Source organism: Arcicella sp. LKC2W (assembly GCF_034931005.1).
GTDB lineage: Bacteria > Bacteroidota > Bacteroidia > Cytophagales > Spirosomataceae > Arcicella.
On sequence record NZ_JAYGIN010000001.1, the window covers coordinates 254,482 to 280,239 of the forward strand.

Consider the following 25,758-nt stretch of genomic DNA (forward strand, 5'->3'; position numbering starts at 1 on the left):
GAAACCTGTCCTACTCAAACCATGAAATTTAACCAATATATTCTCCTCATTTTTGTCATATTTTCTCTGAGTAATTGTAAAAAAACAGCTCAAAATGAGGAAAGCGATAGTGCTGAACCATTATTTCAATTACTGCCTACCGAAAAAACGCACGTTGATTTTCAAAATGTGATTGAAGAAGGGCTGAATACCAACGTTTTGATGTACGAATATTTCTACAATGGCGGTGGCGTAGCTGTTGGCGATGTCAATAACGATGGACTCGAAGATTTATATTTTACTTCAAATATGCAAGTAAATCGTCTGTACTTGAACAGAGGAAATATGTCGTTTGAAGACGTTTCGGCACTTTCAGGCGTAAAAGGTCGTGAAGGTCCTTGGAAAACAGGAGCAACTATGGCGGATGTTAATGGTGATGGATTATTGGATATTTTCGTGTGCTATTCGGGGGCAGTTCGTCCAGAAAATAGGATAAAACAATTGTTCATAAATCAAGGAAATGATGCCAATGGTATTCCCCAATTTGCGGATAAAGCCGCAGAATATGGTTTAGACAACGTTTCTACCAGTACGCAAGCCTCCTTTTTTGACTACGACCGTGACGGAGATTTGGATATGTTTTTGTTGAATCATAATATCAAATCATTACCCGTCCTCAATGTTTTAAACACGGCTGAAACCTTAAAAATTGAAGACCCAATTAGTGGTGTTCGCCTTTTCAGACACGATAAAGGCAAAGACGGTCAGCCACATTTTACCGATGTAACCAAACAAGCTAACATTTCGAGTTCGCCTCTCTCCTACGGTTTGGGCATTGGAATTGCCGATTTTAACCAAGATGGTTGGCAAGATATGTACATTTCAAACGATTATACAGTACCCGATTATTTGTACATTAATGATAAAAAAGGTGGTTTCGTTAATCAAATCAACGATAAAATAGGGCATAATTCTATGTACTCAATGGGGAATGATGTTTCTGACGTGAACAATGACGGCTTAATGGATATTTTCACGCTTGATATGTTGCCAGAAGATAATCGTCGTCAAAAATTATTGATGGCTTCGGATAGTTACGAGAAATTTAATTTCAATGTGCAAGTAGGTTTTGGATACCAATATATGCGAAATATGTTGCAAATAAATGGTGGAAACAACGCTGAAAATGAAAAGTCTTTTCTGTTTGACGAAGTCGGACAATATGCTGGCATTTCCAACACAGATTGGTCGTGGGCTGCCCTTTTTGCTGATTATGACAATGATGGTTGGAAAGATTTATATATCACCAACGGATATTTACGAGACTATACAAACCTTGATTTTATTAAATACATGAATGACTTTACGGCTCAAAATCAAGGAGTTATGAATCGTGAAAGAGCTTTGGAATTGGTAAACCAGATGCCTTCGAGCAATGTTACTAATTATCTTTTCAGAAATAATGGTGATTTAACATTCACGGACAAAGTTGCTTCGTGGGGAACAAATCAAACCTCAAATAGTCACGGGGCGGCATACTCAGATTTAGACAATGATGGCGATTTAGATTTAGTCGTAAATAATGTAAATCAATCCGCTTTTATTTATCAAAATCAGTCAAATAATAAAAACAATTACCTCAAATTGAAATTAGATGGCGAAGGCATGAACCGTCAAGGAATTGGAGCAAAAGTTACCGTTTATAGTCAAGGTAAAATACAATTTCAAGAGAAAATGCCTACGCATGGCTATCAATCAAGTGTAACTAATTTTCTTCATTTTGGACTTGGCAAAAACACACAAATTGACTCTTTAAAAGTAGTTTGGCTTACAGGAAAATCAGAAATATTGAAGTCCGTTAAAGCGAATCAAACCTTGACTATTTCGGAGAAAAATGCAAACAATAGTAATTCAAAAAATATAGAATCAAAAAGCAGTTTTCAAGAAATACAAACATTAGTTTTTGAGCATAAAAAAGATACTATCAACGATTTCAAACGTCAATCATTAATGACAAACCCGATGTCATTTTCTGGCCCTTGTATGGCAAAAGGAGATGTAAATGGTGATGGATTGGAGGATATTTTTGTGAGTGGAGCCACCAATCAAGCAGGTGAAATTTATCTTCAAAACAAAGCAGGTAATTTCACTAAACAAGTTCAAAAAGCCTTTGAAATTGATAAAGCAAGCTATGATACTGACGCACTTTTCTTCGATGCCAATGGCGATAAATTCTTGGATTTATACGTTTGTAGCGGTGGTTACGGCAATTTACAAGCAAACGACAAAACTCTACAAGACCGTCTTTACCTAAATGACGGCAAAGGGAATTTTAATAAAACTAATTTACCTCAAATGTTTACAAGTACGAGTTGTGTACGTGCAGGCGATGTAAACGGCGACGGAAAATTAGATTTATTTGTAGGCGGACGAGTTGTCATTGGAAGTTACCCAACTGCCCCAACCAGTTATATTTTAGTCAATAACGGTCAAGGGAAATTTACTAATCAAACACCCGAAGAAATTAAACAAATCGGAATGGTAACGGATGCAGCTTGGCACGATTTGGACGGTGATAAAAAGAATGAGTTAGTTATCGTAGGTGAATTTATGCCAATTACTGTTTTTAAAGTTGAAAAAGGTAAATTTGAGAATATAACTGATAATTATTTCGATAAAACTTATGCTGGACTTTGGAATAAATTATTGATTGACGACTTTAATGGTGATGGAAAAGCGGATTTAATTGTGGGGAATTTAGGACAAAACGCTCAATTAAAAGTATCAGAAAATCAGCCATTAGACCTTTATTTCAAAGATTTTGACGAAAATGGTTCAGTTGAGCCAATTCTTTGTTCATACATTCAAGGGAAAAGTTATCCGTACCTCACTCGTGACGAATTATTGGAACAACTACCTATCTACAAAAAAATATTCACGGATTATAAAACCTATTCAGAAGCTACCGTTGAAGATATTTTCAAAAATGGTGAATTGGATAAAGCAGGACATTTAACGGCTAATTACTTAAAAACGATGTATTTTACAGGGACTTCTTCTGGAAAATTTGAAGAAAAATCTTTACCAAAAGAGGTTCAATATGCCCCAATTTTCACGATTAATGCCCTTGATTTTGACCATGATGGCAAAAAAGATTTAGTTTTAGCAGGAAATATTCACCACGCCCGATTGAGATTTGGGAATTATGATGCCAACAAAGGATTTGTGTTCAAAAATGATGGAAAAGGGAATTTTAGTTTCAATACCTCTTTGGGAATTAAAGGCGATGTAAGAAGCGGGTTAGTCATCAATAATTTACTCTTCTTGAGCATGAATCAGGGAAAAATTAGAACGTTTAAGTTTTAAATAGAAAAAACGCTGGCAGGGTTAAAACCCTGCCAGCGTTAGGTTACCTAAAATCATTTCGTTTCACTCTTCAAAACCTTCGTTAACCAATAAATTACGCCTACAAAAACAACCATTTCTAAAGTGTATTCAACGGCAAATTTTGCTCCTAAAAGGTTATCAAATCTTAAAAAAGGTTTTCCAATTCTAAACCAAAACGAAGGTTGTACTGTTGCAAAAGATTGGACTAAAAACGTGATAATCAGGAATGTTTTATTCTTAAAGAAGTTAAAACCGAAAATCAAAGGCATAGCAAAAATGAAAATATAATTGGCATAAGCTCCAATTTGCACAACCATCATGACTCCAAAAATCAACATCCAGATTTTAGGCATAAATTGCTGAATATCAAGCGTTTTATCTTTCAATGTTTGCCAAATAGCAATCGTTAAAATAACAAAAAGTCCAATCCAATTTAATAATTTTATATCTGCTGTAATACCATAATCCCAAATCAAAGGATTAATAACCGACCACATATTTACTGCCATTGGCTCTTGTGCCAAACGAATTGGCATCAAGAAAGAAGTTCCACTCGAAATATACAAAATCAACAATACAGGCAATCCAACAATGGCATTACCAAGTACAAATTGTCCTTTATTTTTCAGTTTCAAGAATAACAATGGAAGCAACAACACAAAAAATGCCTTTGTAGCCAATAAGCCCAAACCAGTAATCATTCCCAATACCAAATCAGACTTTTTCTTTTGCCAAGCATAAACAACCAAACAGGCAAAACCCCACATCCAAATATCTTCTTGACCACCCAAAACACAAAAAATATACGGAGCTGGCAACAACAAATAAATCAATCCTTTGAACAAAGTTGAAGCTGAACTTCTATCTGGATACGTTTTCATGGTCAGCCATAAAACTGCCATTTCTATCAAAATCATTAATAACGTTACGGCACGAGCAGTGTCCCAAAAAACAAGCGGTAAAGCAGTTATATACGCAAAGAAAGGCGAATACAAAGACTCAAAATCACGATAAACCAATTTCAATTTTGCCGCTTCTTGAGCCGATTTCCAAAAAATCTGAACATCCGACTGTGCATCATAACCATAGTACACGTAAACCACTAAAAATGGAAGAATTCTGAGAAAAAACGCAATCAAAAAGAAGGACTTTCCTTTGCCAAAACGTGCAAAAAAACTCTCAATTTCATTCCTAAAACGAAATGCAATCAACGCCAACAAACATAAGGTTGCGGAAATGTACGCTTTATTATATACTACTTCGTAAAGTTCGTAATCTGTCATGTTAAAAGTAAAGAGTATTATTAAATCAATGAATCGCAAAATTGTCTAATTTATTGGAATCGTTAAAATCTATTCTACCACAATTTTTCTTGTTGAAATAGTTTCATTCTCCTCAAAAATTATCAAATAAGTACCTTTCTGATAACTACCGAGATTGATGGTTTTATCAGATATTTTTTTCAAATTTTCTTCAAAATATCTTTCTCCAGTTAATCCAATTAAGGTTAGTTTACCCGTAACAGGCTCTTTAAAGTTAATTATCAAATGGGTATTAGCAGGATTAGGATACAAATTAAATGAATCTTGAACTTCAAAATCAGCTACTAAAATCATACTTGTACTTCCCTGACTTATTTCATAATCCGACTCGGTATTATTTCCCAATGCTTTGAGGCGATAATAATAAGTTGTATTATCTTTCAAAGCCATGTCAATATATTCCGTTTTGGTTGCATCCAATTTAGTTAATTCTTTAAAAGAATCGGTCACTAATAATTTACGTTCTAAAATATATGACGTTGCGTTTGTTATTGCTTTCCAACTGATTTTTAATGACTCATACGATAAAGAATTTACAGACAATTCAATTTTTGTTAATTTAGCTGGTGTACTGCCTTGAGCTATTCCATAATCTGATTCGGGATTATCCCCCAAAGCTTTCAAGCGGTAATAATAGGTTGTATTATCTTTCAAAGCCGAATCTATATATTCGGTTTTGTTAACATCCAATTTAATTAATTCTTTGAACGAGTCTGTCGCTAATAATTTACGTTCTAAAACATAAGACGTTGCTTTTGCAACGGCCTTCCAACCAATTTTCAATGATTTGTAAGATATTGCCTGTACAGACAATTCTGGAGTAGCTAATGGCACAGTAGATGGGGCAACATAATCTTCAATCGTTACACCATCAAAAGAAAATGCCCTCATTCCAATTTTATTTGTTAAAAATGGACCTCCAAATTGTTGAAAAATTTGGTCATCATGAAAAGGAGGCAAATAGTTGAATTTATTGGATGGAGGTTCAGCGTTTAGAGTCAAAATAATTTTATTATTGGATGCTCTTCCATCAGTTACGAGGTCATTCTTACTATTAAAATCAAAATAAAACATATTTTTCATAAACTGTTTTACGGGATTTCCTTTTTTATCAATCAGAATGGTATCATTCACCCAAACCATTTGTTGGTCTGACTCAAACTCAAGCGTAATTTCTTTCTTATTGGATTTAGAAAAATAGGCTTTTTGAATGTTTGGAGAGTTTATATTTTGGTTATATTTTCCTCCATATAAATCTCGGTCAATCATTCTAAAAAGTTCTTTGGCTGTTTGTGAATGCCCTGATGTGTCATAATGCACACCATCATAGCCTTTTGTACCAACGCAAGCTATATTATCTACGTTATCATAAATTGTTTTTGTTCTTCTTTGATAATCTCTCAAGGCTCCTGCAAAACGTTCAGGCCAAGCAATTAGACTAACTTGAAAAATATAATATTTATTAATATCTGGATAATCTTTACGCCAGTAATTATACAATTGGTCGAATAAAGTTCCCCAAAATCCAGACCCACCAGATGACTCATTTTCTCCTTGTCGCCAAATAAATGCTTTAATTCCACCATTTAATAATCCTGCTTGTTTCACTCTAAAGTAAGTGATACCATAGTTATTAGTCAAATCACCTACATTACTTTCATTTCTGACCAAACTCAATCCAAGATTAATCCCACCAATCGCTTGATTGATTATGCAAACAGGAATTTTATATTTTTCAATAATTTGACGCTGAATACCACCTCCCAACTGTCCAACTCGTGCATTTCCATACTCAGATAGCTGCCAAATCATGTTAGGGTCATAAGGATACCCACCTCCAAAAGTTCTTGCGAACCTGCTACGATATGGAATATCTCCTTCATTAACCAATGCCAAAGCATTAGATTGTCCTCCGATGACAAAAGCATCTCCACAAACAATATGTTGCCGAGACACAATCTGAACAGAATCACCTTTATTATCAATGGCAAAGAATTTAAAACTGTATTCAGCCAATTCAGCTTTAATAATTATTGAATTAAACCGAAAACTACCAATTGAATTATTGTAGGTCAGATTTGCCCGTTGGTATCCAAAGAACTTATCTTCTCTGAAGATTTGAACAGAACAATAATTCCAGCCTAATGTCTCTATTTTACCCTCGATGGGAACATTAGATTCGTTCTTATCATTTCTTGGATACAACTGATAATCTTGAGGAAGTTTATCAAATACTGTTGAATAAAAACGTTGTGCTTTTGTCGAATTGATACTAATCAAAAGTAATAGAACAAATATTTTTTTCATTTTCTTAAAATTGTGTACGGGTTATTCATTAATAATGATAGCAACCAAAATCATAAATACGCTGTTTTACTTTTCGCAACTACATAACCTTTAATCATACTGCGTAAATTTCAAAATTACAGTTTTAGAACATAATCATTCACGGCAGAAATAGAAAGTTTAAATAGGTTAAGCCTCAAAGGGTCGAGATATTACTCTTTTCCACTTTTGACTGTCGTAAATTTCGCTTTTATCTTTAAGAATGGTTTCTCAAAATATTCGTAAGAAAGCCACCCAAAAATAATAGTCAAAATATAGGTTATAGGATACGATATCCAATTACTGTTACTTTGAAACATTAATGTAATTTTAAGTGCAATTACGATTGCGAGTGTATGATACATATAAAATCCATAAGTAATTTTACCCAGATAGTCAAAAACAGGATTTTCCAAACTCAAAATTGTTTGTGGATTTTTGGATAAATTCATCAATATCAACGTAAATATCAAAGAGTAAACTTCTTGATTAATACCTCTTAGATACACCCCAAAAGCCAACATAGATACCAACAATAGATAAATAGCTATTTGAAATCCTTTACTAAAGATAAATTTGACAATTTTAGAATCTATTTCAAAATGGATAAAATAAGCTCCAATTGCTCCCAATATCATACAGGTCAGCCTCAAAGACTTAATAAACTCCTTCAAGTACAACCACCAACCATTTTCGGGCATATATATCACTGTTAAAGAACGAAGTATATAGAACAATCCCAACAAAATACTCATGATGAAGAGTAGTTTTTTCGCTTTTGTTTGACGAATAACCCAAGGCCAGAAATAATAGAATTGTTCTTCAACGCCAATAGTCCAATTTTGTGAAAGGTAAGGTATATGAGTAAAAACACCCGTAACAACATTAGGCAATATCAACGTGTATAAAATTAACTTAATCGTTAAATTATCCCCGATAACTTCTGTTTCGCCTGCTATATTTAAGAAGGGAATTTGAGGAAAGATAAATAGACACAAAATCAGAGTTAAGTAGTAAAGCGGCCAAATTCTGAGTATCCTACGCATATAAAAACGTGGAATATTGACAGTGTCAGTTCGGTCTTTTTCTACCAAAAGTAACGCTGTTATCAAAAAACCACTCAGAACAAAAAACAAAAAAACGCTCACAGGACCAATCAACTTAATGAATCGAGTATAAAATAAATGGTTTTGAAATCCGAACTTTTCTTTGAATTGTTCCACATGATGAATAACAATTAAAAAAGCAGCAATGAAACGAACGCCATTGAGGTTTGGGAAAAATAATGAGTTACTATTTGTGTTTGAAGCCATCGAGTTTATTTTGTCAAAGCAACAAAAATAAGTTCTTTGTTTCCGTTTACCAAGTTATTCCTCGAATTTGCCGACACACGAGCTAAAAACAGTAAAATTTCAAGAAATTATCAAGACAAATTTATATTTTTTCAAGATAGCTTTTGAAAGCAATCGTTTAGCCTTATTTTTGAATTTTAAATCGAACAATATACTCAAAAGGCAAATATTTTGCTGAAAGATTAAATTCCTATACAAAGAAAAATGGTAGAAATTATAACCATGCCCAAAATGAGCGACACCATGACTGAAGGTGTTGTGGCAGAATGGCTCAAAAAAGTTGGTGATGTCTTAAAACCAGGTGATGGACTATTAGCTGAAATCGAAACCGACAAAGCAACAATGGAACTTGATTTAGACGAAAGAATGGATTTGAGCAACTTTAAAGATTGCCGTCTATTATACATTGGTTTAGAAAAAGGTAAAGCAGTTCCTGTTGATAGTATCATCGCTATCATTGGAGAAAATGGAGAGGCTTTTGAACACCTCATTGGCGGTGCTTCTTCAACTCCTGCCCCAGCAGCAGTTGAAGCTCCAGTAGCAGCAACAGTTGCACCAGTAGCAAGTTCTCCAGCGGTTGATACATCTTCAATTAAAGCTGAAATTATCGGAATGCCAAAAATGAGCGATACGATGGAAGAAGGAACTTTGGTTGCATGGCTTAAAAAAGTGGGTGATGTTTTAAAACCAGGTGATACTCTTTTGGCTGAAGTCGAAACTGACAAAGCTACGATGGAATTTGAGTTAGATAATTTCTTAGATGTTACAAAATACAATCCTTGTACTCTTTTATACATTGGTATCGAAGCAGGACAAACGGTTGCAGTTGATAAAGTAATTGCCATCATTGGCGAACCAGGTGCAGATTTCCAAGCATTATTAAACGGAGGAACACCAGCACCAGCACCAGTTGCGGCACCTGCTCCAGTACAAGCAGCGGCAGCACCTGCTCCAGTTGCTACTCCTACTCCAGCAGTTGAAGCAGTAGCAGTAAGTGATGCAGATGGACGTATAAAAGCATCTCCATTAGCAAAAGCTTTAGCGAAAGACAAAGGCATTAATATTGCCCAAGTAAAAGGTTCTGGCGAAAATGGTAGAATTGTAAAAGCTGACATTGATAGTTTTGTTCCGTCTGCAAAAACGGCTGAAACTCCTGCGAAAGAGTCTTCAAATGCTGTTTCTGGCGGTTTTGGAGTAGAAAGCTTTGAAGAGATTCCATTGAACCAAATGCGTAAGGCAATTGCAAGAAGTTTGGCAGAATCACAATCTTCAGCGGTTGATTTCCAATTAACAATGGAAATTTGTATGGACAAAGCCATGCAAGCAAGAGAAGTGATGAATAGTGCATCGCCAGTGAAAATTTCATTCAACGATATGATTTTGAAAGCCTGCGGTGTAGCCTTGAAAAAACATCCAAATGTAAATTCTTCATGGAGAGAAACGCATATCAGACGTAATAGCCATGTTCATATCGGTATGGCTGTCGCTATTGCTGATGGTTTAGTTGTTCCCGTAATTCGTTTTGCTGATACATTACCATTATCTGTTTTGGCTGCAACTACCAAAGATTTGGGTGGAAAAGCTAAAAATGGTAAACTTCAACCGAAAGACTGGGAAGGTAATACTTTCACAGTAAGTAATTTAGGAATGTTTGGTATTGAACAATTTACCTCAATTATCAATAATCCTAAAAACGAATCATCTATTTTGTCAGTAGGCGGAATTAAGGAAACTGTTGCGGTTAAAAATGGTCAATTTTATGCAACAAATGTTATGAAAATAACCCTTACTTGCGACCATAGAGTAGTTGATGGTGCAACGGGTGCTGCTTTCTTGGTAACTTTAAAAGAATTACTTGAAGAGCCTTATAAATTATTGGTTTAATTCAAGGACTTAGGTTTTAGGGTTTGAGCATCAGTGTTGAAAACGACTATTTCCTAAAATCATATTTACAAAAAGGGTGACGGGTAAATTTATCCTCACCCTTTTTTGTTTGATATGAAAAATTATTTTATTTAATCAAAATCAACAAATGAAAAGTCTTGAATTAAGAACCATCAATGTAACTCGCTATGTAACACCCTTACGTGAAGGCGGTTCATTGCCTGCCATCGTTGAAGCAGATGACGGTTTTTTGTACGTTTTAAAATTTAGAGGAGCAGGACAAGGCGTAAAAGCCTTAATTGCAGAACTCATTGGTGGTGAAATGGCTCGTGCTTTAGGTTTAAAAATGCCCGAAATCGTTTTTGCTAATTTAGATGATTCATTTAGCAAAACCGAACCTGATGAAGAAATCCAAGACCTCCTCAAAGCAAGTGTTGGCTTAAATTTAGCGGTTCATTATCTTTCTGGAGCAATTACCTTCGACCCTATCGTTACAACGATTGATGCAAAAACGGCTTCCAAAATTGTTTGGTTAGATTGCCTTTTGACCAATGTTGACCGTACCGCCAGAAATACCAATATGCTCATTTGGCACAAAGAATTATGGATGATTGACCACGGTGCGTCTTTATATTTTCATCATAATTGGGATAATTGGGAAGCACAAGCCAGTCGTCCGTTTACACAAGTAAAAGACCATGTACTTTTGGCACAAGCTACCGAATTGGATACTGTAAATGTGGAAGCCCAAGCCATTATTACGCCTGAGCTTATCAATGCCATTTTATCATTAATTCCAGACGAATGGTTAGAAAACCGAGAAGAATCTGCCGAAGAAGTAAGAAACGTTTACGCAAAGTTTTTAGAAACCAGAATTGAAATTTCAGATTTATTAGTAAAAGAAGCCAACCATGCAAGACAAACAAATATATGAATATGCCGTCATTCGGGTAGTTCCGAGAGTTGAACGTGAGGAGTTTCTGAACGTTGGTATCATTCTCTATTGCTCGAAGCAAGGCTTTTTACAAGCAAAATATCTCTTAGATAAAGACCGTGTTACCAGTTTTTCAAAACAAATTGATTTGGATGAATTAGAAACGTATCTGCAAACTTGGGAAAGAATCTGTAAGGGAGGAAAAACAGCAGGCCCAATCGGAGTTTTACCGATTGCATCTCGTTTTCGTTGGTTAACTGCTACCCGAAGCACCATTGTACAAACCTCAAAAGTTCATCCTGGACTTTGTGGAGATGCACAACAGACGATGGATTGTTTGTTTGAAGAATTGGTACTTTGAGGTAGTACAGGAATTTTTCATGTGAAAAATATGAAATTCTCTTACCAGAAAAAATCCTATGATACAAAAAAAAGCCGTCTCTTTGGGACGGCTTTTTTTTGCTTTAAACATAACGGAACTATAAACTCTATATGTCGCAGAAAAGATTAGACCACAGATTTAACAGATTCGACGGATTTACACTGGGACGCACAGTCAGATTATTCTTGATTTTATCAGACTGTGCGTCCCAGTGAAAATCTGTAAAATCTGTATTATCCGTAGTCTGATTTTATCTTGCGACAAACTCCTTATAGTTCCGAAACATAAAATCAAAATTATTCCTTCACAAAACGAACATCTACAATTTCAACACGTCTTTCTTTTGAAGGTGCTAAATCGTAAACCGATAATTTTACGTTTTTGTCATCATCACTCAAACCTGATACCGATGAATCTTCACCATTGGCTTGTTGAGTAATTGAAATTTTATCCATGTATTTTTTCAAAACTCCGTCTTCGTAACTTTCTAAATAATTCTGAATACTACTTACACGACGTTTCGTTAGGTTAATGTTATAGTCATTTTGAGCTAATGGACTTGCAAATCCTTTTACCGTAATATTTACTTTTTGTCCAGCCTTTACTGCTTCAACTATTTTACCAGATAATGCCTTTAAATCTTCATAGCCTTTTTTAACACCATCATCAAAGAAATTTTCAACTGCTGCTTTTGCTTCTGGGGTATCTTGTTCTTTGGCAAAAGTATTTTTCAATCTCATATATTTCTCAAATGTTTGAGTATAAGTCAATTGTGTACTTTCTGCTTTAGAATTTTTATTAGGTTGGTCATTGTCAAAATATAAAACAACAGGAGCAAAATTTTCCATTTGTGTTCCTGCGGCTATTGGCTCAACTGCCACTTTTGCCGTATCGGTAGTAGTTACTGCTGCCGAATCCACCATTGTAGGAGTTTCTCCAACTACGGCTACTGGTTCTTTCTGACAACCACGCATTAACCACCAAAGTAAAGCTGCCAATAAAGCAATTCCTAAAAGTGGCAATAACCATTTTGGTAAACCCCCACCTGCTACTGCACCATCAAGGTCTGTATCTGCCATTGCTAATGGAGCAACTTTGGGAGTAGCTACTACTGGAGGAACAATTTTGGGCGTTTCTACAACAGGTAATTTTGCATCAGGAATTAATGCTGAAGCTCCTAAAGCTGCTGCTCCTGCTAAACCTGCTCCAATTACACCCGCTCCGATTCCGTCTTCATCTTTTTTAACTTCTTCAATTTTTGCATCAGCTTCACCAGATAACCCACCTGCGAGGGCTGCTGCACCTGCCAAACCTGCTCCAATTACACCTGCTCCAATGCCGTCGCTTTCTTTTTCAACTTCACCTGCTAAAGCTGATGCCCCAGCAATTGTTCCTGTTCCTGCCGAAGCACCAAAACCAAGCCCTGCTAATCCTAAACCTAAAATCGGGAATAATGCCCAAAGTCCAGCTTTATCTTTTGATGGACAACTTCTGGCAATTTCTTGGTGATTTCCTGCTTTTAGAATAATATAATGTAAACCGTCTTCTTCTATTTCGGCATAACGTTCTTTAATTTCACGATTTTTAATCACCGAAGCTACGCCATTATCTCTTGCACCTTTGGTTGGATAACCTTCGCTTCTCATAACAACGTCACCATCGCTATTTACTACTGAGAAATAATATTCACCGTCTTTTTCATTTTGAAAAGTACGAATTCCATCAGCAGGAGAATCTTCATGTCCTTTATAGGCTTCGCAAGGTAAATAATCGTCAATTTCTCTATCCGATGAATCATCGCTACTCGTATCGTCAAATGAAATAGCAGCGGTTGAACCTGCAACCATAAATGGATACAAACCCAATAATTCGTCTTGACTTTCAAAAGGACAACTTCTGGCTATTTCTTGATGATTTCCTGCTTTCAAGATTATGTAATGCTTTCCGTCAGCTTCGATAAGACTATAACGTTCTCTTAGCTCTCTGTTTTTAGTTACAGATGCAATACCATTATCACGAGCAGCCGTAGTTGGATAACCTTCACTTCTAAAAACAACTTTCCCAGATTTGCTAAGCATGGTAAAATAATGCTCTTTATTTTCTGGATTTTGAAAAATTCTGAAGTCTTCGACTGGCGATTCCGAATGTCCTGCGTAAGATTCACAAGGTAAATAACTGTCAATTTGCATATTTGTATTTGGTTTGGTTGTTGGATTTGCCTCCACCGAAATTGGAGGTGGCATCTCTATGGTAAAAGATTCGGTATTTTCAGTTACAACTTTGGGGTTTCATAAATTATGCCATATTGTTCGGCATAAGAACGAGTATTGGCTAATAGCCACGCCAAAGTAGATTTTCGTTATTCTTTCGTTTCAAAATTTGTCCTTTTCACTATTTCCTGACAATTGCCTGTTCGGAGTATAAACGAAAACTTACCATTTTGGTCACTTTTTTGTATTTTGTTTACTCAATACTATTTTAAATAACGAACCTGTTTTGGATACCATTCATCGTCGCATTTTCAGAACCATACGTTGACTCAACTTGATAATTTACTCGATTGAGTAAGCCTCAATACAGGTTTCACGGTCATTGAAGCGAATACTCAACAATGCCAGATTGGCATCGTTATTAGTAAAATTGAATGAGAGTTTTCAGTCCTCTTGCGGAGTAACTAAGAATTTCATTGAACATTATTTACGAAGGCATGGGGGATTTGCAAACCAAGAATCACTTTTGAGTTTATAAAAAAGATTCATTCTTAATTTCACGTCCAAAATAGTGATAAGGTTCTCATTTACAAAGGATTATTGAGAAAATTTACATTAAAAAATGCAATTTTCTATCTTTATTCGTAAATGATAATGTTTTTGTGGCTTTGGTATAAATAAAAGGGTGAAATCATTGATTGTTTACGATTCTTTAAATTTAAGCAAATAAAAACAAGCACCTTACTGAAATTTCAAAATGAGTTGATAAAAGAAAAGCCCTCAATCAATTTCTGAATGAGGGCTTTTGAAATTTATTTAAAACGGTTACGCTTTCAAATCACCTTTTTTCAAAGCATTTACCGCAAAATCAGCCGCACGAGCAGTTAAAGCCATGTACGTCAATGATGGGTTCACACATGAAGCCGAACTCATGGCAGCACCGTCAGTTACGAATACGTTTTCTGCTCCCCAAACTTGGTTGTTTTTGTTCAAACAAGAGTTTTTAGCCTCAGTACCCATACGAGCCGTTCCCATTTCGTGAATACCGATTCCTAAGTGTTTCGATTGGTCATCATACGAACTAACATTTTTCAAACCTGCACGCTCTAACATTTCAGCGGCATCGTTTTTCATGTCTATACGCATTTTCTTTTCGTTGTCTTTGTATTCTGCATCAAAAACAAATAATGGCATTCCCCATTTATCTTTCTGAGTTTCGTCAAGATACATACGGTTTTCTGGATTTGGCAAAACCTCACCAAAGCCCATCATACCAAATGTCCATTTTCCTGGATAGCTCAATGAATCTTTGAAATCTGCACCAATACCTTCTTGTCCAGCACCACGTCCCCAATCATCACGAGAGGCACTTCCTTGATAACCAAATCCACGAGTATAGTCACGTTTGTCTCCAGCCCAATTGCGGTAACGTGGAATATAAATACCATTGGCACGACGACCATAGTAATATTCATCTTCCAAACCTTCAAACTCACCCGAAGCACCTACTCCTAAGTGGTGATCCATGATGTTACGACCCAATTGGTCAGACTCATTACCTAAACCGTTCGGGTGACGTTGAGATTTTGAGTTCAACATGATACCTGTACTACCAAAAGCAGAGGCATTCAAGAAGATAACTTTAGCAAAATACTCAATTGATTCTAAGGTATTTTGGTCAACGATTCTTACGCCAATCGCTTTGCCTAATTTATCGTCGTAGATTACTTCTTGAACGATAGCATCTGGACGAAGGGTTAAATTACCCGTTTTTACGGCTGCTGGTAAAGTTGATGATTGCGTTGAGAAATATCCTCCGTAAGGACAACCCATCATACAACGGTTACGGAATTGACATTGAGAACGACCTAAATCGTAAGCAATTTTAGATTCTCCCGTTAAGTGAGCAGTACGTCCCATAATGAAGTGACGGCTTGGAAATTCTTTTTCGATACGTTTTTTCATATCTTTTTCCAAAGCGTTCATATTCATTGCTGGCAAATAATGGTCGCCGTGTGGCAATACATCAATCCCATCTTTATTACCGCTGATACCCGCAAATTTCTCTACGTGGTCGTACCAAGGAGCAATATCTTTGTAACGAATTGGCCAATCTGTTCCAACACCTTCTTTTCCGTTTGCTTCAAAATCGGTTTCATTCCAACGGTATGATTGACGACCCCACATCAATGAACGTCCACCAACGTGATAGCCACGAATCCAGTCGATTGGTTTTTTCTCAATAATTGGATTTAATTTATCGTTTTCAAAATGGTCTCTCCATTGCTCATTTGCAGTATAACCAGTACGAATATTGATAAAATATTCTTCGGCAGTTTTGCTATCAACCCGACCACGATGAGGAAAATCCCAAGGGTTTTTAGTAGCGTTTGTATAGTCAGTTACGTGTTTAATATCACGTCCACGCTCAAGCATGATAACTTTTAACCCTTTTTCACAAAGTTCTTTGGCAGCCCAACCGCCTGATATTCCAGAGCCAACCACGATGGCATCGTAGGTATTAGCTTTTTGTCCTGTTCCTGTAATTTCCATTTTATATGTATCAGGTATTAAGTATTATGTACTATGTCTTCTCAGAGTTAAATACACTTACAAAATAGCCTTTTATATTTTTCTTTAAAATTTAACTGATAAGCGGAACACCGCCCGCTGTGTACTATTAACTGATAACTGCTTTTAAGACATTGCCCAAGCTTTTTGTCCTTTTTGCAATTTGATACCTTCGTATTTTCCAGGTACTTCTAAGTATTCCAATGCTTTAGTTGCTCCAGGTTCAGAAGTAAAGTAACCCAATACAGTTAAATCCTTCATTGTTTTCCAGAATTCAGATTTTTCTTTGGCAGAATCCTCCGCTTTAACCAAAGCCAATTTTTCTTCCGCAGTAGCTTTCATGAAACTACCTTTTGCACCTTCATTTAATTTATCTAATCCTGCAAAGAATGCTTTTTGTTGGTCTTCTTTATAACATTCTTTCAACATAAACTGAATAAACTCAGGCACTTTAGCCTCTTTTGCACCAGCAGTTGATGTTTTAGGTAAGATAATTTCTGCAATTTCTGCAATCATTTCGCCATGTTCTGGAGTAATAGCGAAATTAGTTCCAGCCGTTGAACCACCTCCTGACTTACAACCTTCTAAAACAGTTGCTAAAGTTCCAGCAGATAGCACTCCGCCCATCAGTAATGCTACTCGGGATATTGCGTCTCTTCTTTTCATATATTTGTTTTTGTTTATTTTATGCTTTAATCTTAAATTATTGGTTTGCTGATAGTTATTAAAACTACTCAAAAAGCAAATTGTTCTACCTGTAAAATTACACTTAAATTGTAAAATTTTGTACTATTTACCTACATTCTCCCAAAAATATACATACAAAACCACACAGATAATTTTACCGATAACGAATTCATCAAAATAATATTTGGTCGTTTTCGTTTTCTGTGCCTAATTGCGAAAATTTTAATTAAAACGACAAATGAAAGTTAAATTATTAATGCTTCTGTGCATTTTATGTTGCTTTACCACAATTGCACAAAAGAAGAAGCCCACTAAAAAAACTCCTCCGACAAAGAAAATTGCGGTTGATTCAACTGAGTTATTAAACAGAAATCAGTTAAAAACTGGTCAATTACAAGCACAAGATGAGATTGAAGCAAGTCTTACGGGCAAAGATTTGACGGCTTCTCAAAACGGCGAAAAAAGATATTATGATTCTTACAAATTATTCTTGCACGCAGGCGAAGAAGTAACCCTCGAACACTCTTCAGATAATTTCAGAGTGATGTTGAGTTTGAAAACACCTTCAAAAGATAAACAAGAAATGAGCTATGACTCAAAACCGTTTTCGGGAGGAAGTTATAATAAGTTTTTTTATGTAGCACCAAGCACTGGAACTTATACTTTGTTGGCAACTTCGATGGATGCAGGACAAACTGGAAAGTACAAAATCCAAAAAATGATTACGCCTCCCAATGCCGTTGAAGCTCAATTAGACCCTGTTTTCGCAAAACAATTTAAAACACTTTTGAATGCTAAACAGGATAATTTCAAGTCTATTACGGGTGAGAAAATCAAGAAGGACAAAAAGGATAAATCATCAGGACAAGAGCGTTTTAAGGCAACTTTAGAAATTGTAGTAGGAAAAGCTGCACTTTTAATTCAAGAAAATGCGGGGCAAGCAGTCAACTATAAATCTGTCATTTTTGAATCTGAAAATGAAGAAGATGCTAAACAATATTTTGAAAAAATCAAGAAGCAATTACAAGTATTAGCACGTAGCTGGACTGAACAAAGTAATACTGACAATAATTACAGTGCTTCAACAGATAAAGAAATTGTTACGATGACTATTTCGTCGGAAGAAAGAAAGAAAAAAAAAATGGCATATTTAGTTAATTTCGTTTTCAATTAAGGTAGGAATAGACCACTGATTTGACAGATTTTCTCAGATTTCATCATTATTCTATCCGTAAAATCAGTTCAATCCGTCAAATCTGTGGTCTATTTTTATTACTGATGCGAAAGCATCGGGATACATTTATGCAGGCATCGTTGGTCTAACTTCAATTTTACTTGGTAAAGTACGAGCTGGCATTTTGATTAAATCGGATACAATTTGTCCAATATCTTCTGGTTGAATTTTCCAAGCATCTTTATCACTTGGGGAATGTCCATTAAAATAGGTAGCCACCGAACCTGGCATTATCGTCGTTACTTTAATTCCGTCCTTCCGCAAATCCATCATAATTGCTTGCGAAAAACCAACTACTCCGAATTTTGAGGCATTGTACGCTCCGCCATTCGCAAAGAAATTAGTTCCTGCCAAACTCGAAATCGTAATAAAATAACCTTGCGTTTCTTTCAATTGTGTGTAAGATGCTTTGATAGAATTGAACGTTCCTGTTAAATTAATATCAATTGTTTCTTGCCATTGTTCAGAAGTTAAATCTTGAATTGGAGCAAAATATCCTACTCCAGCGTTTGCAATTACATAATCCAAGCGTCCCCAAGCCGACAGAATCGTTTGAACGGCTTTTTCTTGCGAAGCCAAATTTCTTACGTCAGATTCTATTCCGATGGCATAACCTTCTTTAATTTTATTCAATTCCGTCGCAGCTTCATCGGCACTTGCTTGCGTGCGAGAAGTAATCGCTACCTTGATTCCGTCCTTAATTAAAGCCTCCGCTACCCCGTAACCAATTCCTTTTGAACCACCAGTGATTAAGGCTGTTTTTATTATTGTTGACATGATTTTTTGTTTAGATTTAACTATATTTGAACCGAGTAATACCCTAAATAGTTTCGCAAAATAAATCTCAATTAAACGATAATATTAAATTTCTACAAAAATGACACGTTCTCTATTCTCAAAGCAAATCAATCATTTAGAAATAATAGAAGATAGTTTTACGCTTCAACATCAAAAAGAATATAAATTTGGTTCTCTCAAAAAACATTAAATATTCTTCAAGAGGAAAATAATAGAATTTTAGTTTCTGAAATTATAATTGAGAAAGTCAATCAGACTTTCAAATTAATGCCATCTCATGAGAAATACTTTGTAAAAATAAATCCCGAAAATCATCAAAAATATTTGGGTTTAATCGAAGAATTAGAAAACATCGTTGCTATTCCTTATCAAAAAGAAGCTCAAAAATTTAAAGGTTATCTAAAAAAAATACTTTCTATTTTGGTCTGGACAAATTTTGTTTTTTATTTCATTAAAGATTTTATTCCAACAAAATATGGCTCATTTGAGGATATTTATCACAATGCTTTCATCTGGATAAATATCGCAAGCATAATTTTACTTATTGCTACACAAATTATGTGGCAAGTAAAAAAACATAAAATGACTTCATTAAGAATATCATAATGCCACACGAAAAACTGAAAAACTACCTCCAACAAGTTTTACCAATGTCTATTGAAAAGGCAACACAAATTACCGAAACCTTTAGTATTAAGGAAGTTACCAAAAATACATATTTAATTGAAGAAGGGAAAATTTGTAATACTTCGCACTTTATAGTTGATGGTTTTGCACGAATGTACACTTTTGATACCAACGGAAATGATGTAACAACCATGATTTTTGGTAATTCAATGTTTGCCAACGATTTTACTTCTTTTTTTAAAAGAGAACCTGCCTCTGAAAATTTAATTACGATGACGGATTGTGTGACTTGCTATCTATCATTTGAAGATTTACAAAAGAATTTCCATACAATTCCCGAATTCAGAGAGTTTGGTAGAATGATGTTAATTAACAATTGTATTAATCTGAAAAAGAGAATGTTATCCATGATTCAGCAAACAGGAGAGCAACGCTACGCTCATTTAATGGAAGCTCATCCCGAAATTCTCCAAAATATTCCGTTAAAAAATATTGCTTCATATTTGGGTGTAACTGATACTTCTTTGAGTAGAATTAGAAGAGATTTTGCTACAAAAAACTAAACTTGTCTTATGTCAAGTAGTTTCAATATTGTGATTAATAATTTTGAAACTATCAACTATTTGTCGCAGACAAATTTAGACCACAGATTGAACTGATTTACACTGAAACGCACAGTCGGATAAAATAAAGAATAATCAGCGAAAATCAGTATAATCCGTTCAATCAGTGGTCTATTGTTTGTCTTGCAACAAGCCCTGTATAGTTCAGAATAATTTTGACTTAATATACTGTTTAACCAAATTATTAATCACGATGGAAAACTACTTTTCAAATCTTCCTGCTTGGGTTTTATTATTATTTATCCCAACTTTTCCGATAACCATTTATGTAATTTCTCAAATAATCAAACGTGGCGGAATTGATGCGGGATTATCACAAAAACAATCTAAAAATATTCAATATGGCATTTGGGGGTTTTTCACGATATATCTAATCTATACGTTTGTTTTGTCTCAAACAGGAATTTTACTTGAAAACTCTTTGCCGCCAAAAGTATTAGTTTTTACGGCAATTCCACTTTTGATAATTCTATTGGGCTTCATGTTCAACAAACCACTTTATGATAAAATTTTAGACAAAATTCCTTTAGAATCTTTAATCAGAATTCATCTTTTTAGATTTGTCGGATTGTTTTTTCTTATAGGAGCTTATTATAAAACTTTACCTGCTCATTTTGCTATTATAGCAGGTTTTGGAGATATTACAACCGCAATTGGGGCAATATTTGTTTCAAGATGGGTAATTGAGCAGAAATCTTGGCGTAGAAAAGCAATTATAATTTGGAATATTTTGGGTTTGGTAGATATTATTTCTGTTATTATTTCAGCGATACACACCACAAAAACTTCAATTGAAAATCATACAGAAGGTATTGTAGAAATGGCAAAATTTCCTTTCATTTGGATTCCTGCATTCGCTCCTGCGGTTATTATTTTCTTACATATTTCTGTTTTTAAGAAGTTGAAAAAAGACGCATCTATCTGAACGAGCCTATCTGAACTGGGATTTTTAGGATTTTATAATTTTTAGAACCAAGAATAAATTATTTAAAAATATTGATTTCATTAATTTGGTACTGGCGTATAGCATACGCCAACATTGTCATAACATTGGCGTATGCTATACGCCACTACATAATATCAAATAATTTTGTCTCATTACTTACAATAATTAATCCTTAAACACGAAAATCCTAAAATCTAAGCTCAGACAGGGTTGTTTAGAAAAGTATCTCTTACGCCTCCTTCTTCTTCCAAAGATAAAAAACAGGAATGCCCAAGGCTACAATTCCAACACCAATCCAAGACGGTACGGGCTTATAAATCAGCAAATTAACACAAAGAGCAGCCGCAAAAATCAAATAAATGGCAGGAATAATTGGATAACCAAATGCCTTGTAAGGGCGTGGCGTATTCGGTTGTTTTTTACGAAGAATGAAAACACCCGCAATAGTTAAAATATAAAATACCAAAATGGCAAAAACAGTGTAGTCTAATAAATCTCCATAAGTACCTGATAAACAGAGTAAACAAGCCCACGCACACTGCATAATTAATGAAGATGCAGGAACGCCTTTATCGTTCAATTCTCCTGCTTTTTTGAAGAAAAGTTTATCTTTTGCCATCGCATAATATACTCTCGCTCCTGATAAAATAATTCCATTATTACAGCCAAAAGTAGAAATCATGATAAAAATCGCCATGATTATCGTAGCAGGATTTCCAAAAATCATTTCTGCGGCAGCCGTTCCCACACGGTCGTTGGTTGCCCACATGATACCACGCCCCAAAGTATCAACTGCATTCGGATGTCCTTGAACAGGCAATAACATCAAATACGCAATGTTTGCCAAAATGTACAGAAAACTAACTGTTAAAGTACCGTAAAGTAAACTCAACGGAATATCTCTTTTGGGGTTTTTCATTTCACCTGCCGTATAGGTAACGTTGTTCCAAGCCGATGATGAAAATAGTGGTCCAATCAAAGCTAAACCCATTGCCGACCATAAACCGACACCAGACAAATATTCATAATCAATGATTTTACCTTTTTCCCAAATAATTTTCACGGGACTCCAAAAGTCAATACTATTGATTGCCCACATTCCTTTTTGAGGATTTAAACCCACAATAATTCCGACAACCGCCAAACCCAATAATGCACCAATTTTAGTTACCGTAAAAATCAATTGAACTAATTTGGCATTTTTTACGCCTTGAATGTTAATAAAAGTTAGCAATAAAATTAAAGCAATCGCCAATAATTGTTGGGTATTGAAAATCAGAAAACTATGTTCAGTACCAATATAATCGGGCAAAAGTACACCAGTGTATTTGGCAAAAGCTACCGCAACTGCTGCAATTGTTCCTGTTTCAATCACCAAAAAGGTAGTCCAACCAAAGAGAAAACCAACCAATGGATTATAAGCCTCCCGCAAATAAACGTATTGTCCACCTGCTTTGGGCATCATTCCTGCCAATTCACCGTAAGAAAGTGCTGATATTAAGGTTATAATTCCTGTAATTATCCAAGTAAGAAGCAAATAGCCTGGAGAGCCTAAATTTCGGGTTACGTCTGCTGAAACGATAAAAATACCTGAGCCAATCATAGAGCCAATCACAATCATGGTGGCATCAATAAGCGATAATTCTTTTTTGAGTTCTTGAGGATTTGATGAAGTAGTTTTTTCCTGCATATTAGGGGTTATTTTTTATGTATAACAAACATAACGATTTAGGCTCAAAATCCCAAAATTGCTAAACTGGTGTTGAGACATACCCTTCAAATTGGTACTTACCCAAAAGAATAGCCAACCCTTTTGAGAGTTGGCTATTCTAATCATCATTTACTTGCTTGAAATCATTGTTCAAAAAACAATTTTACGATAAATATCTGCTATTGAAATACTTGCATCTTCAATTGTAAACGAATCTTCAAGTCTATAAAATCTTGATTTATCCAAACACTTTACTCCTCCTCACAACCAATTGGAGCTCCTGGAGCTAATTCTTTATGCACCGCCACTTTTGCTGCTGAGGGGTTTTTCATTCTTTCCAAAGCATAATCCAAATGAGCCTGATAATCAGCATCTTTAGCGGTTTTCTTGGTTTCTTCCAAATACGTTTTTAATTCTTTCAGAGCTTTTCCGCAAACGGCTTTTACTTGATAATTGGCAGCTTCATTGGTACTTAAAGCCATTAAATGTGTCAATACAATTTGCTCGGTTTGGAATTGTACTTTACGATTTAATCCTTGATTTTTAGCCGTTTTGAAGGTCTTATCTAACACTTGCGTAATCATTTCTTCCAAACCTAAACCACCATTTCTTGCTTCATATTCTATCATGCGAGAAGCTCTTTCTGGATGAAATAAGAATTGTAATGGAAAATCAGTCGCTGATTCTGCCGCCGCCAATGGGTCAAATGCTAAACCTGTACGCTTTTTAAACAATTCTCTCGATTGCATAAATCCCGCTGGACGTGGAGGAATCAAGGAAATAATGTTTTCTGGCAAAGTCAAAAAATCTGCTGAAAGGCATTTCAAGGCAGTTTCTAAGGCTTTTTGTTGTGTTTCTTTTGAAACGGCTTTGGTACTAAATTGACCATCACCACGCACCGCATAATGATAATCCATCGAACCAACCAATTTAGAAACGGCTTCAATTTGATAACGATGAATGTTGTATAATGGTACTAAAGCATCTTCTAAAAATGCCATCGGAACGCCCGTTCTAATCGTTTTTTCGCCAAAACTTTTAAGCCCTTTTTCTCTTACTTTCATCAAATTTTCTAATTCATCGACTGGATTTTTTCCACCGTCCCACAAATGAGCCGTTGGACTCACCGAACCTGCCGAACGAGCATCTTGGTCGGTCAAAAATAACAATCCTTTATCGTGTGAATCCTTCAAAATTTTGTTCAAAGCCACTTTTTCGTCCGTTCCTTTCGGGAAATCTTGATAACCGTAAGTAATTGAAACTTTATCCCATTCGCCAATTCCAACGGCATAAGCATCGCTTAAATCTACTTCGCCTTTCGCATCTAACTTCACAGTTGGGTGCGGGTAATCCATCACCGAAGCACGACTGTTGATACTGGCGGTGTAATTGTGCATCAAACCCAAAGTATGCCCAACTTCATGAGCCGCCAATTGACGCAAACGAGCCAAAGCCATTTTGAGCATTGGGTCTTTTTCTATATCAAGTTTTTGACCATTTTCAAAAGGGGAAAGCAAACCTTGGGCAATCAAATAATCTTGACGAACCCGCAACGAACCCAAACTCACGTGTCCTTTAATGATTTCGCCCGTGCGTGGGTCTGTTACAGAAGCCCCATACGACCACCCACGAGTAGAACGGTGAACCCAGTTGATAACATTATAACGACAATCCATCGGGTCGGCATCATCGGGTAATAATTTAACTTGGAAGGCATTTTTATAACCTGCCGCCTCAAAAGCCTGATTCCACCAAGCCGTTCCGTCCATCAAAGCCGAGCGAATTGGTTCGGGCGTTCCGTTGTCCAAATAATAAATAATGGGCTTAACGGCTTCCGAAATTTTAGCCGTTGGGTCTTTTTTCTTCAAACGGTGACGGACGATAAAATACTTTTCAATCGGTTCGCTCACAGGCGTTGCGTAATCCATGTATCCCAAAGCATTGAAACTTGAACGTGGGTCAAAAACTCGCTTTTCAAACTGATTATCAGGCAATTGCACAAAACTGTGATGAACTCGCAAGGTAATCGCATCCGAACTTGGCGTTACTGATTTTACGAAATTTTCCACATCGCTTCCACCTGTGAAAGTCAAGGTAACTTCAAATTCAGAATTTAACGGAAAGTTTTTGGTACGGCCAAAATACATCGCCGAACGAGATTTATCGGGAGCGTAAATGCCTTGTTTGGTATCCTTCAAACGGTCAGGAATTCCCATGGGGTCGTTCATTAAAAAATCCGTTGCATCTACCAAATATTTGCCATTTTCTTCGGCTTCGACGGTAAAACCCCAAAGCGTAGATTGGGCAAAAGATTGTTCGATGGCACGTTTTTCATTGGCATCGTTGGTGATGGCACGGTATCTCAAATTGGGTTGAATGAGCATAATTTTGCGTCCAACTTTGTTGAAAAATACCACTTTTTCATCGCCCAAAAGTCCACGGTCGAGCCCAATATCATTTGACCCCAAACCCGCAGGAAGCGACGAAACGTACAAGAAATCTTGATTAAGAGAAGAAATTTCAAGCCAAATTTTACCCGAATCTTCATCCCAATAAAAAGGCATAAAACCTTCATATTTCTTCAAATTAGCCGTTTTTTCGGAAATGGATGGCAGTTTCTGAGAAAACCCTTGCAAGGAAATTAGTAATACACAGAGGAATAATAGTTTTTTCATAAATGCTGATTTTGTTGATTTGTTTGTTAATGTGATTTTACATCAGTCTCTCGCCTCTGGCGAGAGACGATTATTAAAAGGCTTCCAGCCGTAAATAGTCCAGAGGACTAA

At 35.8% G+C, this 25,758-nt stretch carries 17 protein-coding genes; 8 read left to right on the forward strand and 9 right to left on the reverse strand.

Translation table 11 applies throughout. The features are described 5' to 3' along the window. Positions 1-21 precede the first annotated feature (21 nt). A complete protein-coding gene (locus tag VB796_RS01050) occupies positions 22-3,345 on the forward strand; it encodes a VCBS repeat-containing protein (protein ID WP_323344651.1) in 3,324 nt (1,107 codons plus the stop codon). Positions 3,346-3,398: 53 nt separating this feature from the next. Here the strand turns inward: VB796_RS01050 and VB796_RS01055 are convergent, their stop codons facing one another. From VB796_RS01055 to VB796_RS01065, 3 genes are all read right to left on the reverse strand, one after another. Further along, positions 3,399-4,649 (reverse strand): hypothetical protein, encoded by a 1,251-nt coding sequence (locus VB796_RS01055; RefSeq protein ID WP_323344652.1) that lies wholly within the window; start codon positions 4,647-4,649, stop codon positions 3,399-3,401. 69 nt (positions 4,650-4,718) lie between these two features. Further along, positions 4,719-6,995, reverse strand: coding sequence for a T9SS type A sorting domain-containing protein (locus tag VB796_RS01060; protein WP_323344653.1), 2,277 nt, complete (start codon positions 6,993-6,995; stop codon positions 4,719-4,721). Positions 6,996-7,186: 191 nt separating this feature from the next. Continuing rightward, complete coding sequence (locus tag VB796_RS01065) at positions 7,187-8,326, reverse strand: acyltransferase (protein ID WP_323344654.1); 1,140 nt, start codon at positions 8,324-8,326, stop codon at positions 7,187-7,189. Between the two features lie 243 nt (positions 8,327-8,569). Between VB796_RS01065 and VB796_RS01070 the strand changes: the two genes are divergently transcribed. From VB796_RS01070 to VB796_RS01080, 3 genes are all read left to right on the forward strand, one after another. Next, positions 8,570-10,249, forward strand: coding sequence for a 2-oxo acid dehydrogenase subunit E2 (locus VB796_RS01070; protein ID WP_323344655.1), 1,680 nt, complete (start codon positions 8,570-8,572; stop codon positions 10,247-10,249). 148 nt (positions 10,250-10,397) lie between these two features. Continuing rightward, complete coding sequence (locus VB796_RS01075; RefSeq protein WP_323344656.1) at positions 10,398-11,183, forward strand: HipA family kinase; 786 nt, start codon at positions 10,398-10,400, stop codon at positions 11,181-11,183. Then, entirely contained in the window at positions 11,161-11,544 is a 384-nt protein-coding gene (locus VB796_RS01080) for a DUF3037 domain-containing protein (RefSeq protein ID WP_323344657.1), read from the forward strand. The genes VB796_RS01075 and VB796_RS01080 overlap by 23 nt, the downstream gene beginning before the upstream one ends. Before the next feature lie 317 nt (positions 11,545-11,861). Here the strand turns inward: VB796_RS01080 and VB796_RS01085 are convergent, their stop codons facing one another. The 3 genes from VB796_RS01085 to VB796_RS01095 form a co-directional block, all read right to left on the reverse strand. Further along, positions 11,862-13,808 carry a DUF1508 domain-containing protein gene (locus tag VB796_RS01085; RefSeq protein ID WP_323344658.1) on the reverse strand — a complete coding sequence of 649 codons (1,947 nt, stop codon included), beginning with the start codon at positions 13,806-13,808 and terminating at the stop codon, positions 11,862-11,864. Positions 13,809-14,600: 792 nt separating this feature from the next. Beyond that, positions 14,601-16,328, reverse strand: coding sequence for a GMC family oxidoreductase (locus tag VB796_RS01090; protein WP_323344659.1), 1,728 nt, complete (start codon positions 16,326-16,328; stop codon positions 14,601-14,603). A gap of 144 nt (positions 16,329-16,472) precedes the next feature. Next, positions 16,473-17,012: a gluconate 2-dehydrogenase subunit 3 family protein gene (locus tag VB796_RS01095; RefSeq protein ID WP_323344660.1), complete on the reverse strand. Its 540-nt coding sequence runs from the start codon at positions 17,010-17,012 to the stop codon at positions 16,473-16,475. Between the two features lie 259 nt (positions 17,013-17,271). Here VB796_RS01095 and VB796_RS01100 point away from each other — a divergent pair, with 259 nt between their 5' ends. Further along, a complete protein-coding gene (locus tag VB796_RS01100; RefSeq protein ID WP_323344661.1) occupies positions 17,272-18,207 on the forward strand; it encodes a hypothetical protein in 936 nt (311 codons plus the stop codon). A 126-nt stretch (positions 18,208-18,333) separates the two neighbouring features. Here VB796_RS01100 and VB796_RS01105 read toward each other — a convergent pair whose 3' ends face one another. Beyond that, on the reverse strand, positions 18,334-19,044 hold the full coding sequence (locus tag VB796_RS01105) for an SDR family oxidoreductase (protein ID WP_323344662.1): 711 nt from the start codon (positions 19,042-19,044) through the stop codon (positions 18,334-18,336). A gap of 288 nt (positions 19,045-19,332) precedes the next feature. On the opposite strand from VB796_RS01105, the gene VB796_RS01110 reads away from it, so the two are divergent. From VB796_RS01110 to VB796_RS01120, 3 genes are all read left to right on the forward strand, one after another. Next, entirely contained in the window at positions 19,333-19,671 is a 339-nt protein-coding gene (locus tag VB796_RS01110) for a hypothetical protein (protein ID WP_323344663.1), read from the forward strand. After that, entirely contained in the window at positions 19,671-20,255 is a 585-nt protein-coding gene (locus VB796_RS01115; RefSeq protein WP_323344664.1) for a Crp/Fnr family transcriptional regulator, read from the forward strand. Before VB796_RS01110 ends, VB796_RS01115 begins: the two co-directional genes overlap by 1 nt. A gap of 253 nt (positions 20,256-20,508) precedes the next feature. Beyond that, on the forward strand, positions 20,509-21,240 hold the full coding sequence (locus VB796_RS01120; RefSeq protein ID WP_323344665.1) for a hypothetical protein: 732 nt from the start codon (positions 20,509-20,511) through the stop codon (positions 21,238-21,240). A 250-nt stretch (positions 21,241-21,490) separates the two neighbouring features. Here VB796_RS01120 and VB796_RS01125 read toward each other — a convergent pair whose 3' ends face one another. Together VB796_RS01125 and VB796_RS01130 are read right to left on the reverse strand one after the other, a co-directional pair. After that, positions 21,491-22,951 carry an APC family permease gene (locus VB796_RS01125; protein ID WP_323344666.1) on the reverse strand — a complete coding sequence of 487 codons (1,461 nt, stop codon included), beginning with the start codon at positions 22,949-22,951 and terminating at the stop codon, positions 21,491-21,493. Positions 22,952-23,223: 272 nt separating this feature from the next. Next, the gene (locus tag VB796_RS01130) at positions 23,224-25,647 is read right to left on the reverse strand and encodes a zinc-dependent metalloprotease (RefSeq protein ID WP_323344667.1); all 2,424 of its coding nucleotides are present in this window, start codon (positions 25,645-25,647) and stop codon (positions 23,224-23,226) included. Positions 25,648-25,758: the final 111 nt, after the last annotated feature.